Source organism: Kribbella pratensis (assembly GCF_004366075.1).
Classification (GTDB): Bacteria; Actinomycetota; Actinomycetes; order Propionibacteriales; family Kribbellaceae; genus Kribbella; species Kribbella pratensis.
Genome location: NZ_SODU01000002.1, coordinates 1694536 through 1708152 on the forward strand (window position 1 = coordinate 1694536; position 13617 = coordinate 1708152).

At 67.2% G+C, this 13617-nt stretch carries 13 protein-coding genes; 7 read left to right on the plus strand and 6 right to left on the minus strand.

What is annotated here, in order from left to right:
* Window positions 1-23: 23 nt before the first annotated feature.
* The 3 genes from EV137_RS23110 to EV137_RS23120 all read right to left on the minus strand — a co-directional run bounded on the left by EV137_RS23110 (window position 24) and on the right by EV137_RS23120 (window position 2701).
* Window positions 24-944: a hypothetical protein gene (locus tag EV137_RS23110; RefSeq protein ID WP_134130695.1), complete on the minus strand. Its 921-nt coding sequence runs from the start codon at window positions 942-944 to the stop codon at window positions 24-26.
* Window positions 945-960: 16 nt separating this feature from the next.
* On the minus strand, window positions 961-1908 hold the full coding sequence (locus tag EV137_RS23115; protein ID WP_238175498.1) for a hypothetical protein: 948 nt from the start codon (window positions 1906-1908) through the stop codon (window positions 961-963).
* Between the two features lie 139 nt (window positions 1909-2047).
* Complete coding sequence (locus tag EV137_RS23120) at window positions 2048-2701, minus strand: TetR/AcrR family transcriptional regulator (protein WP_166679980.1); 654 nt, start codon at window positions 2699-2701, stop codon at window positions 2048-2050.
* A 64-nt stretch (window positions 2702-2765) separates the two neighbouring features.
* Here EV137_RS23120 and EV137_RS23125 point away from each other — a divergent pair, with 64 nt between their 5' ends.
* Window positions 2766-3683, plus strand: coding sequence for a class I SAM-dependent methyltransferase (locus tag EV137_RS23125; protein WP_134130697.1), 918 nt, complete (start codon window positions 2766-2768; stop codon window positions 3681-3683).
* A gap of 300 nt (window positions 3684-3983) precedes the next feature.
* Here EV137_RS23125 and EV137_RS23130 read toward each other — a convergent pair whose 3' ends face one another.
* The 3 genes from EV137_RS23130 to EV137_RS23140 form a co-directional block, all read right to left on the minus strand.
* The gene (locus tag EV137_RS23130; protein WP_134003566.1) at window positions 3984-4769 is read right to left on the minus strand and encodes an SDR family NAD(P)-dependent oxidoreductase; all 786 of its coding nucleotides are present in this window, start codon (window positions 4767-4769) and stop codon (window positions 3984-3986) included.
* Window positions 4766-5557 carry an alpha/beta hydrolase gene (locus EV137_RS23135; protein WP_134130698.1) on the minus strand — a complete coding sequence of 264 codons (792 nt, stop codon included), beginning with the start codon at window positions 5555-5557 and terminating at the stop codon, window positions 4766-4768. The genes EV137_RS23130 and EV137_RS23135 overlap by 4 nt, the downstream gene beginning before the upstream one ends.
* 81 nt (window positions 5558-5638) lie before the next feature.
* Entirely contained in the window at window positions 5639-8419 is a 2781-nt protein-coding gene (locus tag EV137_RS23140; protein WP_134130699.1) for an ATP-binding protein, read from the minus strand.
* Between the two features lie 241 nt (window positions 8420-8660).
* Here EV137_RS23140 and EV137_RS23145 point away from each other — a divergent pair, with 241 nt between their 5' ends.
* The 6 genes from EV137_RS23145 to gvpJ all read left to right on the plus strand — a co-directional run bounded on the left by EV137_RS23145 (window position 8661) and on the right by gvpJ (window position 13617).
* The gene (locus tag EV137_RS23145) at window positions 8661-9860 is read left to right on the plus strand and encodes a serine/threonine-protein kinase (protein WP_134130700.1); all 1200 of its coding nucleotides are present in this window, start codon (window positions 8661-8663) and stop codon (window positions 9858-9860) included.
* A gap of 182 nt (window positions 9861-10042) precedes the next feature.
* Entirely contained in the window at window positions 10043-10246 is a 204-nt protein-coding gene (locus tag EV137_RS23150; RefSeq protein ID WP_238175499.1) for a DUF6458 family protein, read from the plus strand.
* A gap of 16 nt (window positions 10247-10262) precedes the next feature.
* Window positions 10263-10490, plus strand: a complete 228-nt coding sequence (locus EV137_RS23155) for a hypothetical protein (RefSeq protein ID WP_134003576.1) — start codon at window positions 10263-10265, stop codon at window positions 10488-10490.
* A gap of 67 nt (window positions 10491-10557) precedes the next feature.
* Window positions 10558-11556, plus strand: a complete 999-nt coding sequence (locus EV137_RS40705) for a hypothetical protein (protein WP_166679981.1) — start codon at window positions 10558-10560, stop codon at window positions 11554-11556.
* A 6-nt stretch (window positions 11557-11562) separates the two neighbouring features.
* Window positions 11563-13071, plus strand: a complete 1509-nt coding sequence (locus tag EV137_RS23165; RefSeq protein ID WP_134130702.1) for an SRPBCC family protein — start codon at window positions 11563-11565, stop codon at window positions 13069-13071.
* Between the two features lie 24 nt (window positions 13072-13095).
* The gene (gene gvpJ / locus EV137_RS23170) at window positions 13096-13617 is read left to right on the plus strand and encodes a gas vesicle protein GvpJ (protein WP_134130703.1); all 522 of its coding nucleotides are present in this window, start codon (window positions 13096-13098) and stop codon (window positions 13615-13617) included.

Consider the following 13617-nt stretch of genomic DNA (forward strand, 5'->3'; position numbering starts at 1 on the left):
AGTCAGCGTGGAGGTCTTGCTGGTCAGCCGCCGTTCAACGGGTCGTAGGCCGGGGCGAAGCGGAAGTGGTCGAAGTCGCCCCAGTTGATGGTGAGCTCACCGAGGTTTCTGATCGCGGTCTTGGCGCCGTTCGCGTGGCCGACGACATACAGGTACTTCTTGCCGGTGTCGTAGTCCATCGCGAGGACGATGGAGCCGGTGCCGCACGGCGCCGCGATCATCTTCTCGAAAACTTGCCAGCTCGACGTGCGGACCGGGGTCGCCACCGGCTTGAGCGGGCTGGTGGTCGGGATCTTCAGCGTGTACAGCCCGCCGGCCCGGTTGTTGACCAGGAACAGGTCGTACGTCGCGGTCGTGGCGATCAGCGCGAACGCCTTCATCGTGCTGAGTCCGGCGACATAGCCGGTGTTGCGGAAACCCGTGCCGAGATCGGTCCAGCGCCCGAACCTGCCGGAGGTGTCCTGGGCGTACAGCGTCGTACGGGACGGCTTGCTCGCCGCTGACGCCTTGTACCGCGCCTGGACGAGGAAGCGCTTCCCGCCCCAGCCACCGCCGTACCTCTTCAGCACGTTCGATCCCCGCACCAGCGAGCCGTCGGAGCGGACGATGGCCGAGCTGTCGTACAGGTACCCACCCATGACGATCTTCCCGACCCGGGCCGTGCGGCCGCCGGTCATCGGAGTCTCGGTGAACGTGGTGGGCGTGACACCGACGCCGAACGGCGACTGGTAGATGTTCGAGGTGTTCAGCACCGGCCCGACCGTCGGTGGTGCGGTGGCAGTGACGATCTGCTTGTTCTGACCCCACTGCGCGTTGAACGACCCGAGCGCCAGGACACAGGCCGCCGTCTGACTCGTCTGGACCGCCTGGGCCGGTTGGATTGCCGTGCCGAGGGTCAGTGCCAGACCGGCGGCGCCGGTGAGGCCGATGGCCTTGCGGAACATCTCGTGGTCCTTTCGATCAGTCGCCGTTGGCGATGTCGTAGACGGGAATCGGAACCCAGCGGAAGTACACCGGGTCGTCGAACGTCCCGGCGACCTTGCCCAGGGACCGGATCAGGGTGGACAGGCCGTTCGCGTGACCGACGGCGTACAGGTAGCCGGACTTCGTGTCCTTGTCGATGCCGAGCAGGAGCGTACTGTTCCGGCCGCACGCCATCGCCGACAGCACCTCGAAGCCCTGCCAGGTGCGGCTCCGGACCGGCTTGACGATCGGCTGCATCGGCACCGACGACGGGATCCGGATCGTGTAGAGCGCTCCACCACGGGTGTTCGCGAGGAACGTGTCGTACGTCGGGGACTTGCTGATCAGGGTCATCGACTTGACCGCGGCGAACCCGGCGTACGAACCGTTGCTCTGCCACGTCCCGTTGACGATCTTCCACCGGTACAGCACGCCGTTCTCGCGCATCCCGTAGGCGACCGAGCGACTGAAGTCGCCGTCGATGGTCTCGTACGTCGAGGTCTCCAGCATCGTGAACGGAGTCCAACCACCGCCGACCCGCCGCAGCAGGTGCTGCTCGTCGGGGTCGATCTGGCCGGTTGCCGCGTTGATCGCGTAGTTGCTCCAGTAGAGGGCGTCACCGATGACGACGTAGCCGTACCGGTCCGGGCCGGCGACGTTCGGTTCGCTGGTGGTCCGGGCGCTGAGCCGGATCTGCCCGGGCTGGAACGCCCCTTCCGTGATCCGCTGGTCCAGAACCGACGGCGGGGTGGTCGCGGCCACCTCCGACGACGTGTGCTGCCCGGACGCAGTGACCGACCCCTGCCAGATCTCACAGACCGCGGCGGCACGCTGCCCGGTCGTCCCCGCCCTCCCTGATGTCTCAGCGCCCTGGGCCGCGGCCGGCGTGAGCGCGGCGGCCGCGAGCGCGGCGCCCCCAGCCCAAACCACCATGCGTCGCTTCATGTCCGCCAGTCCTCCCCGCGCCCCGGGGACGCTCTACCCGCTAGATGCCGGGCAGGCACGGAAAGTTGCTACCCCGTCGGACAGCACCGCAGGGACAGCCGCCCAGAACCCGATCCGGCGCATGTCCCGCGTTACGTTCTCAGCGTGGGGCGAGAAGCTGGTGTTGGCAGGCGTCGGCGAACCAGGTTTCCCATTCCTCGGGCGTCCAGCCCCGACCATCTACCAGCAGAAGCCAGACGTCTGGATGATTGAGCGTCCACAGCAGGTCGGTGGCATGGTCGATGTCGAGGCCCGGCCGTAGGGCCCCCTTGGTGTCCAGGCTTTCGATGATCGCGTGTTGATTGGCCCAGAAGTCCGTCTGGATCAGCTCCCACAGCGCCGCCAGGTCCTCGTCGACCGGGGCGGCGTCTCGGATCACCTTGAGCATCGGCCCGATGCGCGTCTTGACGACTCGTGACGCCGCAGCCGTCATCGCCACCTGCCGCTGTGGGTCAGGCTCGGACATGAGCGAGGTGTACCAGGGCCGCTCAGCGACCGGGGCTTCGTCGAGGTCGCCCTTGAGCGACATGTCCCACACCGCCCTGAGCAGACCGGACTTGCTCGCGTAGGCGTTGTAGACGGTCTTGAGCGAGACGTTTGCGCGCGACGCGACCGCGTCCATGGTCGTGGCCGGATAGCCCAGCTCGACAAAGAGATCCTTCGCGGCCGAGGCGAGCGCCAGGCGCCGATCCGCGGCCTGCCGCGCGCGGAGGGAGGAGTCATACGTACGCGGGGTCTTGACTTCGTCCGGCACAGGCCTCATGTTAGCAATATTCGTTACACGCCGCGTGTAACGAATCGCCGAGGAGGCGAGCAGCATGTCAACAGAGACTGCCCAGGTGCCGACGCCCCAGCAGATCCGCAAGCACGTCCATCGGATGTGGGGTGCGGTCGCCGAGTCATGGGGCGTACACGCCGATCATGTCGAGCAACGCTCCGAGCTCGTCACCCGCCTGATGATCAAGGCTGTCGGGCCGGCTCCGGGCGACGAAGTGCTCGAGCTTGCCTGCGGTGCCGGTGGGCTGGGCCTGGCCATCGCCGACAGCGTCGCTCCCGGAGGCCGCGTCGTACTCTCCGACGCGGCGCCGCAGATGGTGGAGATCGCGGCCGCTCGCGCCTCGCGACGAGCAGGCAAGGGTGGAACCACCGCAGCGGTCAGCGCGCGTGTCATCGACCTGGAGCAGATTGATCTGCCAGACGCCTCCTTCGACATCGTCGTCTGTCGCGAGGGACTCATGTTCGCGCTGGACCCCGTCAAGGCGGCGAGCGAGATCGCCCGCGTACTGCGCCCCGGCGGGCGAGTCGCCGTCACCGTGTGGGGTCCGCGCGACCGCAATCCGTGGCTCGGAGTGCTCGCAGACGCCGTGCAGGAGCACACCGGCTCGCCGGTTCCGCCTGCCGGCTTCCCAGGTCCCTTCGCGCTGGGCGCGGACGGCGCTCTCGCCCAAGTGTTGGCCTCGGCCGCACTCGAGAACGTACGCGTCAAGGAGGTGCCCGTGCCCACGCATGACGCGTCCTTCGAGGACTACTGGGACCTGCGCACAGATCTAGCCGGCCCGCTGAAGCGGATCCTCGGAACTCTGCCTCCGGAAGACCTCGCCGCCATCAGGGAGAAGGTCCGCAGCAGGCTGGCGAGATACCAGACAACCGACGGCCTCAGGATCCCAGGCGTTGCCTACGTCAGCTCCGCCCGCCGCCCGGATGACGCACACCCGAGCCGGACCCCCGCCGACTGACTGACCTCCAGGCGCTGGGTCCGGCCAAGGAGAGCACCACTCAGGGAGGGTGCGCGTCGGGCAGCATGCGTCGGTGGAGTGGGTGCCCCAACTCACGGCGTACTCACTCCGTTGCCATCGCGCCGTCTCGAGTAGTTCGTCCGACGGAGGCGGGTGGCTCGAGAGGGGTGCGCAGGTTGCTCACCTTGGTGGTGGTTCGGTGTCGGTGGTGGCGCGGATCAGGCGGTTGCCGTCGGGGGTGCGGTAGTAGAGGACGGAGCGTCCGGCGCGGCGCCGGCTGGATGGGCGGTACGTCGGTGGTCAGAGGGTGCTGACCATGCCGCCGTCGATCAGGACGTCGCTTCCGGTCAGGTTGCTGACCGTGCTGGAGGCGAGGAGCAGCACGAGTTGGGCGACCTCGTCGGGCCGGGTGAACCGTCGAGTGGGTGTGCCGGCAACCGCGGCGTCGCGGACGGTGGCAGGGTCGACGCCTTGGGCTCGGCTGAGCGTGTCGGCCACCCCACCGGGGCCGAGCCAGAGTGCTGTCTCGACTGGTCCGGGACTGACGGTGTTGACGCTGACGCCCAACGGTCCGACCTCCTTGGAGAGGGACTTGCTGAAGCTGCGGAGGGCCGATTTTGCTGCGCTGTAGTCGATCACGCCCGGGTCGGGCAGGGTGGCGTTGACTGAGCAGATCGTCACGATGGCCGATGGCGCTGATTCGATCAGGTGCGGCAGCGCTGCGCGGGTCGCGCGGACGGCGGAGAACAGATTCAACTCCAGCGCCCATTGCCAGTCGGCGTCGGTGACTTCGAGGAAACCGCCTGTGCGCGGTCGCACCCCGCCGACGTTGTTGATGAGCAGGTCGACGCCGCCGAAGCGGTCGACGGCCAGGTCCACGAGTGCCTGGCAGCCCGGCATGGTGGTGAGGTCGCCGAGCACCGTGGCGACACCGGCCTCGGCCAGGGCTGTCAGTTCCTCCGAACCGTTGAGAGCCCCTGCAGCTACCTGCGCGCCTTCGGCGACCAGAGCGCGAGTCACAGCTAAGCCGATGCCCTTGCTGGCGCCCGTTACGACTGCGGTCCGGCCTGCGAGGTCGAGCTTCACAGGGACTGCTTCCGCAGCCAGGTCAGGCAGGTCTCGGCGACCTCGGGCCACCCGGAGTCGATCGTCAACGAGTGACCGCGGTCCGGAAAGGTCGTCAGGTCCGTGATGGCGTCGGAATGCCGGTACTGCTTGAGTGTCGCGAGCGTCACCGACTCGGGGACGGTGTTGTCCTTCCCGCTGGCGATCAGCAGGAGCGGTCCACGGGTCTGGTTGTCGGTGTCGACCTTGGCGGGGGAGTGCGGGTTGAAGTTGGCCGACGCCGCCTCGAACAGTGGCTTACCGGGTGCCGGGATGGTCCAGCGCTCGAACAGTTGGTCGGACTCCTCCTGGGAGACGGCGTTGCCGAAGGCGAAGCGGAACTGGTCAGCGGTCAGCGAGACAGCTCGGTGCTTGTTCGCGGGGTTCTTGAACACCGGCAGGGTGGCGCGCAGCGCCGACAGCGGGACAGGGAGGACGCCCTTGATCTGGGCGGCGTCGATCGCGACGGCGGCCTTCGCGCGGTTCTGGCCGAGGAGCTTCTGGGCGATCATCCCGCCGAACGAGTGCCCGACCAGGATCGGCAGTTCGGGAAGCTCGTCGATGATCGCGGCGAAGTGGGCCACGACGTCGTCGATGCCGTGGTCGCCGATCGCCTCCGGGGCTCGTCGCGAGGACTCCACCGTCTCGCCGTCACCGGGCCAGTTCGGCGCCTGCGGCTCATAACCCTCGTCCCGGAACCGTGCCAGCCACGGCTCCCACGAACTTGCATGCAGCCACAGCCCGTGAACGAACAGCACTGGTGTTCTCACAGTCGCCTCCTTGGTCGATCTCGGGTGCTGGAGCGCACCAGAGCGTCTTCGGAGACTAGGACGACCGGGCTCTCGCCAGCTTCAGTCGGATGACTGAGTCTGCTTCAGCACAGTTGAGCCGACGGCCAGCACGCCTGCGAGTTGCTGGCGGCTGGTCACGCCGAGCTTCGGGAAGATCCGGTAGAGGTGGGAGCCGATTGTCCGGTGTGAGAGGAAGAGCCGTTGGCCGATCTCTCGGTTGGACAGGCCCTGAGCGACCAGCTCGGCGATCTGGGCCTCCTGGGGCGACAGCTGCTCACGGGCGTTGTCGGTCGGTCGCCAGCCGCGCTCACCGGTCGCCCGCAGCTCCTGGTCGGCCCGGAGTGCCCACGGCTTGGCACCGAGTGCGCCGAATGCCGTCCGAGCAGCCCGGAGCGGATCACGGGACTCGGTCACCCGTCGCTGGCGACGCAGCCACGACCCGTACGCATGCTGAATCCGTGCCTGGTGCCACGGATACCGGCGGGCGGGCCCGGCGAGCGCACGCTGGAACAGGTCCTCGGCTGTCGCGTCGTCGGCCAGCACGGCCCGCGAGTACTCGAGTGCGATCGTCGTACCGACCGCGGAGGAGCCGTTCGCCCGCTCCTCGACCGACCCGACCAGGTCTCTGGCGGCATCTCGATGACCCGTCCGGATGGCGGCTTCGGCGAGGTAGCTGATTGTCCAGATCTGCTGGACCCGCTGACACGCGGGGTCGGTGGGTTCGAACACGCGAAGGAGCTCGCCGTACGCCTGCTCGGGTCTGTCCGCACCAAGCTCACCGAGGCCGCGGACAAGCTGTGCCCCGGCCAGCAGCGACGAGCTCGCATTCGGAAGCTGGAGCGCGGTCTGCTCGGCCTGAGCGACCAGCCGATGATGCGGGTCCCAGTTCCCGCCGACCGCGTCGATCAGGGCCAACGCGATGCGTGCGGTCCCGGCCCAAACACGCTGACCGGTCTCGTCGGACAGACGCATGCCCTCGTCCGCCGACCGGGCCGGGTCGAAGACGCCGAGGTTGATCTCCGCCCACGCACGGATGGCGAGCGCCTCGGCGAGCAGGCTCAGCCGGCCTTCGGCGCGCAGGTCGCGGATGGCCGTCGAGAGCGACGACTCCGCGCGCACGAAATCGCCCGCGCAGAAGGCCGCGATACCCAGCAACGCCGCCGTGTCGGCGTGTCCGCCACCATTTGCCGCGGACCGGTTCAGCTGCTCGATGACCGGCGCGCTCAACTCGAGTGACTCCGCCAGGCCGAGCACGGCCAGCACCCTGGCGTCCTCGGCAGGCAGCGGAACCTCGCGGGCGGCACGGACGATCTCTCGCCGAACCGCCTCACCGGGGTCTCGCCACCAGACCCTGCGGGCCGCGCCGAACAGCAACTGCATCGCCAGGTCGATGTCCGCCTCGCCGGTGGCGTGCCGCGCAAGGTCTACCAGATGGCTGACAGCCGCAGGCTCGCTGGTGGCACCATCGTGGAACGCTCCCGTCAACCACGTGAGCCGTGAGCGGTCCCTAGGTCGCAGCGTCATCCGGGTGACCTGGTGCTTGATCTTCTCCACCTGGGCGAACTTGCCGAGTTCGTATCCCACCTCAGCGGCGCTGAGCAGACGAGCAGCCTGGTCGCGCGGATCCGGGCTCAGCGCCGCCGCCCGTTCGAGCCAGGACAGTGCGGTGGCATGCGCGCCGCGCCGGCGAGCCTCGGAAGCTGCCAGTTCGAGTTCGGCCGCGACAGGCTCGTCGTGTCCAGGCACCGAGCCGGCCCGGTGCCAGACCGCGCGTTCCGGTTCGACGGAGAGGACGGTTGCCAGAGAACCATGTCCCTGCTCACGCCGTTCGCGCGACATCGCCTGTCGCAGCGCCGAACCGATCAGGGGATGGGTGATGGTGTACGTCGCGCCCGCGATCGTGAGCAGCCCTAGTTCGGCCGCGGGCTGCGCGTCCTGCCGATCCACGACGGCGCCGTACAAGATGGCCGCGGCGGCGAGGACCTGGTCGAAGTCGTCGCCGTCGTCGAGGGCCGCTACATCGACGATCGCGCGGGCCGCCGGATCGAGTTCGTCGGCCCGCGCCGCGAATGCCCGCTCCAGGCGTGCGGTCATCGGAAGCGCATCGTCCAGCTCGCTCCAGCCGTACGTCGTGGTGCTCAACGCTTTGGCGAACTCGACAAGTGCGAGCGGGTTGCCGCCCGCCTGTGCGATCACGCGATCGTGCAAGCCAGGGCTGAGGTCGGGGGCACGAGACCGCAGCAGTGCGTGCGCAGCCTCGTCCGGAAGCCCCTGCAGCTCGATCCAGGTGACCGCCTGGTCGTCGCCGAGGAGCTGCGGGTCAGGTCGCCGCGACGTGGACAACAGCACCACCCGCTCGGTCGCGATGCGGCGGGCAACGAACGCCATCGCGTCGACGGAGGGCCGGTCCATCCATTGCAGGTCGTCGAGGCACACGAGAAGTGGCGCCTCACTGGCCGACTCGGCCAGGAGTTCCAGGACCGCAAGTGAGGTGAAGAAACGGTTGGCGTCGGTGTTCTCGACCATGCCGAAGCAGGCGAGCAGCGATTGACGTTGCTGAACTGGCAGCAGGTTGACGTGCGCAAGGACCGGTCGCAGCAGTTGATGCAGGCCGGCGTACGGCAGATGCGACTCGGACTCGCTGCCGCTCGCACTCAGGACCGCGAACCCTGCGGTCGCCGCATGCTCCATGACGCGGGCCAGCAGCGCACTCTTACCCACTCCGGGCTCACCGTTGAGCCCGACCGCGAATCCTCCATTCTCAACGTCGTCCAGACTGTCAAGCAGTCGGCGAAGCACGTCGTCACGGCCGAACAGCGGTACCTCATCGGCCGCAGTCATGGTCCGAGCATGAGCCACCACCTGGGGTTCCGTCCACCTCGACTGAGCCGCCGGTCAGTCGCGCGTTCGCCGTTCTGCACCAGTCGAACAAGCAGCCCATGGTGTTGTCCTGCCTGGCGAACCGAGGACCGGTCCGGGGGAGTTCCTGGGGCGAGACCGGCGAATCGCAGCCGCCGGCTGATACATGCCGTCCGTTGGTGGCGGGTACTGAATTTTGGTGGCGCGTGTAGAGGATCGACTGGTGGCGGGGCGATACAGGCTGCATGACGTCCTCGGTCGGGGCGGGATGGGGGAGGTGTATCGGGCGACAGACGAAGTACTCGGTCGGTCGGTGGCGGTGAAGGTGATGCGGCCGGCTACCGAGACGCTCGCGTGCCCTGAACGGTTCCTCCGGGAAGCGCGCGCATCGGCGCAGATCGTGAGCCCCCATGTCGTCGCGACGTACGACTTCGGCAGTGACGGGGACCTGTACTTCCTCGCGATGGAACTCGTGGAGGGCGGGTCCGTCGCCGACGAACTCAGAACCAGCGGTCCGTTCTCGTCCGAGAGGGCGCTGGATGTCGTCCGGCAGGCCGCGGCCGGCCTGGCCGCTGCCCACGCCCTGGGGATGGTGCATCGCGACGTCAAGGCGAGCAACCTTGCCCTGTCCGACGACGGGACGGTGAAGCTTGCCGACTTCGGCATCGTCAGATTTCTGAACGACGCCCCGACAACGATGACGTCCAACGGCCACATCGTCGGGACGAGTCTCTACCTCTCGCCTGAGTGCGCGATGGGCCAGCCCGCTGAACCTGCCGGGGATGTCTATGCATTGGGGTGCTTGCTGTACCAGCTCGTAGCAGGGCATCCACCGTTCATGGGTGACTCACCGTCATCGATCATGTACCAGCATGTGCATGCCGAGCCGGTGCCCCCGAGCGGGCTCAGGCCCCAACTCACGAGTGAAGTCGAAGCTCTGATCTTCTGGATGCTCGAGAAGGATCCGAGCAGGCGTCCTACGGCAGCTCAAGTCGCCGAGGGTGCGCAGCCTCCATGTCTTGCGGGTGACCCCGACACAACCGTCGAGCTCTCTCCTGTACGTCGACGTATGTCGACGTACAGGAGAGAGCTGGCGGGTGCGGTGGCCGCCGTCGTATTGGTGGTTGTGGTGGCTGTGGGAATTGCGTTGGATACGCGAGGTGTAGAGCTGCCCGCGACGACCGAGCTAGGGCCGACGCAGGGCCGGTCCGTTGCGCCTCAGGTCAAGCCTCGTGTCACACCGACTCCGACACGGACCAGCACTCCGACGGTCACGTCTCGGCCGCAGCACAGGTCGACCCCAGACGTCGGAGCGACGAAGCGGGCGCCGAAGTCCAAGGTCTCTCCTGGGCATGGCCAAGGTGCGCCGAAGTCGAAGCACGACAAGTCAGAGTCCGGGAAACCGAAGAAGCCCAAGGTGTAGCCGGGCTCGTCGAACCAGGCAATTGAAATAGTCGTTTATTTGAACCGACGCGTAATGCATTCGTTTCGGCGCGCAAAGTAGGCGGTGCCGTAGCAGTTTTGTTGCAATTTGTGTTGGGTACCGCAGGCCTAATCCGAAATTCGGAACGGGGCGTGCCGTTAGGAGGATCCATGGGAATCGGTATGTCCGTATTCCTGCTGGCTGTAGGCGGAATTCTGTCGTTCGGTGTGTCGGACCGGATCAGCGGCGTCGATCTGACCGCCGTCGGATACGTGCTGATGGCCGCCGGGGCGATCGGTCTCGCCGTGGCCCTGATGTTCGCCAACCAGCGGAGCCGGACCACGCACACGTCCGTCCATGAACGCCGCGACATCCACGACGACTGATACGCCGGGAGTGAGGATGCCTGAAGCGCACACGCGGCCCGGGCCGCGGGAGTTGATGCTGAACCTGTTGCTCGACAAGGTGGCGGAGCAGCGCTTTCCGTCGCTGGCGATGCTGGACCTGGTCGAATCCCTGCTCCAGCCGGACGAGGTGGAGATCTACGTACGGCTTCTGGTGCGCAGGATGCGTGAGGAGAACTATCCGAGCCTTCCGATCATGCGCCGGATCGCCGAACTCACGCAGTAATCCATCCAACCGTTGCCTTAGGCCACATCGAGATATCGCCGAGGGCGTATCACTGTAGGGAGAACCCATGAATACCACCGCCAAGGTGGCCGCTGCCGTCGCGAGCGGCTACCTGCTCGGCCGTACCAAGAAACTCAAGCTGGCGATCACGGTCGGCGGACTGCTGGCCGGCAAGCGGATCGCAACCGATCCGCGTGCCATCGTGCAACAGTTGGCGGAGGTGGTCGAGCAGAACCCCGAGTTGTCGAAGCTGTCCGATCAGGTGCGCGGCAAGCTCGTCACCGCGGGCCGGGAGGCAGCCGTGGCGGCGGCGAGCAATCGCCTGAACCGGGTCAGCGACTCCATCCGGGATCGTACGGATCGCATGCTGTCGACGGGCAGTCGGCAGGCCGAGGACAAGGCCGATGACGAGGCCGAGGACGAGGAACGGCCGAGGCGGCGCATGAGGCCGGGCCGACGTGCTGAGGGCGCGCGCGGGCATCGCCGGAGCCGCGAGGAGGACGGTGCCGAGGCCGGTGACGACCGCGGATCCGACCGCCCTGCGAGGCGCCCCCGCTCCGCGGACGGCAGAGCACGTCGGAGCGCGGCGGACGAGCGGTCGAGCGGCTCCACGTCCAGCGAGCGGTCGAGCCGGCGCTCGTCCGACGATCGATCGAGCGGGCGCTCGGACGACGACGGATCGAGCCGTAGCTCGTCCGACGAGCGGTCGAGTCGCAGTTCGGCCGGCGAAGGGTCACGCCGTACCGGCAAACGGACGGCCGCGCGGGCCGAGAGCAACAATGACTCGGGACCGAGCGCACGGAAGTCGGCCCCGGCGAAGCAGACGGCCGGCAAGAGCACGTCTCCGGCGAAGAAGACCGCCAGCAAGAGCACGTCTCCGGCGAAGAAGACCGCCAGCAAGAGTACCTCTCCGGCGAAGAAGACGGCCGCGAAGAAGGCGACGGCGAAGAAGAGTACGGCTCCGGCGAAGAAGACCGCGGCGAAGAAGACCGCCGCCAAGAAATCCGCGGCCAAGAAGAGCGCGAGCAGGTCGACGGCCGGCTCGTCGGCTCGGAAGCGGGGGTGATCGGCGATGGCCGAACGATCGCGCGGCGAGGAACAGAACGGCCTCCGGTCGATCCTCGACGAGCTCCCGGTCGACCGGTTGAAGGGCGAGCTCCAAGATGCGCTCTCGGTTGCCGCGGAGCGCACCGCCGAGGCCGCGACCGGCAAGATCTCCAGCCTCACCGATCGGCTGATCGACATGGCGGCCGGCGGAGGTGTCACTGGTAAGGCGATGGCCGAGGGAGGAAAGGCGGCGGCCAGGGGAGGTTCACCGCTGCTCGGCGCGTTGAAGGGCGGACTCATGGGAGCCAAGGACAAGGCGTCAGGCCTGCTGAGCGGTGGATCCGGTGGCTCCGGTGGCTCCGGTGGCAAGGAGAACCCGCTCAAGGCGACGACGATCATCGAGTCGATCGACGTCGGTCTACCGATCGATGTCGTGTACAACCAGTGGACGCAGTTCCAGGACTTCTCCGGCTTCATGAAGAAGGTCGAGCGGGTCGAGCAGAAGACCGACGAGCAACTCGACTTCAAGGCGAAGATCCTGTGGTCGCACCGGACCTGGGAAGCGACCATCATGGAGCAGGTTCCGGACGAGAAGATCGTCTGGCATTCGAAGGGTGAGAAGGGCCATGTCAACGGGACCGTCACCTTCCACGAGTTGGCATCGAACCTGACGCGTGTGCTCGTCGTGCTCGAGTACTACCCGCAGGGCTTGTTCGAGCGGGTCGGAAACATCTGGCGTGCCCAGGGACGTCGGGCACGCGTCGAGCTGAAGCACTTCCAGCGTCACGTGATGACGAACGTCATTCTGCACCCCGACGAGGTCGACGGATGGCGCGGCGAGATCCACGAGTCGCGGGTCGAGAGTGACGCGGACGAGGACGCCGAGGAAGAGGACGTCGACGAGGAAGCCGACGAAGACGAGTACGACGAGGACGAAGAGCCGTCCGCTGAGGACGAGTACGACGAGGACGAAGAAGAGGAAGAGCCCGTCGACGAGTACGACGAAGAGGACGACGAGTACGACGAAGAGGACGAGGACGAGGGCGAGCCCGTCGACGAGGCTGAGGACGAGGACGAGGACGAAGAGGACCTGGCTGAGGACGAGTACGAAGAGCCCGAGGACGAGGACGAGGAAGAGCCCGTCGACGAGGCTGAGGACGAGAACGAAGCCGAAGAGGACCTGGCTGAGGACGAGTACGAAGAGCCCGAGGACGAGGACGAGGAAGAGCCCGTCGACGAGGACGAGGACGAGGACGAAGCCGAAGAGGACCTGGCTGAGGACGAGTACGAAGAGCCCGAGGACGAGGACGAGGAAGAGCCCGTCGACGAGGACGAGGACGAGAACGAAGCCGAAGAGGACCTGGCTGAGGACGAGTACGAAGAGCCCGAGGACGAAGAGCCCGAGGACGAAGACGAGGAAGAGTACGAAGACGAGGACGAATACGACGAGGGCGACGAGTACGACGAGGAAGACCAGCCCGAGGACGAGTACGAAGAAGAGCCCGAGCAGCGGCCTCGCCGCCGGGCGAGCTGATCGAGTCGACTGGAAGGAAGAGCCATGACCGTCGCGGCCACCGGCCAACGCCGATCCGGAGGGTATCTGGACAGGCCGGCCCCGAGCAGTCTCGCGGACGTCATCGACAGCATCCTGGACAAGGGGCTCGTCATCGATGCCTACATCCGGGTGTCGCTGGTGGGTATCGAACTGCTGACCATCGACGCACGCATCGTCGTCGCCAGCGTGGACACCTACCTGCACTTCGCGGAAGCCACGAACCGGCTGGATCTGGCCGAGAAGAGCAAAGATCTCCCCGAGGTGATCCAGGACATGACCGAAAGCGGCGCGCAGGGCAAGACGCGTGGTCTGCTCTCGGGGGCGAAGGAGGCTCTGTTCGGCTCCGACGAGGACCAGCAGCGCGACCGGGAGCTGGAGCAGCGCGACCGGGGGCGCGACCAGCGCGACCGGGAGATGGAGCAGATTGGCGAGCGCGAAGAGCCGGAGTACGAGGAGGAAGCACCTCCGCGTCGCCGGCGGCCGGCCAAGAAGGCTGCAGCCCGTCGCAGGAGGACTGAGGAGTGA

Excerpts from the sequence above, each read along its gene's own strand:
- EV137_RS23110 (WP_134130695.1), bottom strand. The coding sequence starts at position 944 with ATGTTCCGCAAGGCCATCGGCCTCACCGGCGCCGCCGGTCTGGCACTG.
- EV137_RS23115 (WP_238175498.1), bottom strand. The coding sequence starts at position 1,908 with ATGAAGCGACGCATGGTGGTTTGGGCTGGGGGCGCCGCGCTCGCGGCC.
- EV137_RS23125 (WP_134130697.1), top strand. The coding sequence starts at position 2,766 with ATGTCAACAGAGACTGCCCAGGTGCCGACGCCCCAGCAGATCCGCAAG.
- EV137_RS23140 (WP_134130699.1), bottom strand. The coding sequence starts at position 8,419 with ATGACTGCGGCCGATGAGGTACCGCTGTTCGGCCGTGACGACGTGCTT.
- EV137_RS23150 (WP_238175499.1), top strand. The coding sequence starts at position 10,043 with ATGTCCGTATTCCTGCTGGCTGTAGGCGGAATTCTGTCGTTCGGTGTG.
- EV137_RS23155 (WP_134003576.1), top strand. The coding sequence starts at position 10,263 with ATGCCTGAAGCGCACACGCGGCCCGGGCCGCGGGAGTTGATGCTGAAC.
- EV137_RS40705 (WP_166679981.1), top strand. The coding sequence starts at position 10,558 with ATGAATACCACCGCCAAGGTGGCCGCTGCCGTCGCGAGCGGCTACCTG.
- EV137_RS23165 (WP_134130702.1), top strand. The coding sequence starts at position 11,563 with ATGGCCGAACGATCGCGCGGCGAGGAACAGAACGGCCTCCGGTCGATC.
- gvpJ (WP_134130703.1), top strand. The coding sequence starts at position 13,096 with ATGACCGTCGCGGCCACCGGCCAACGCCGATCCGGAGGGTATCTGGAC.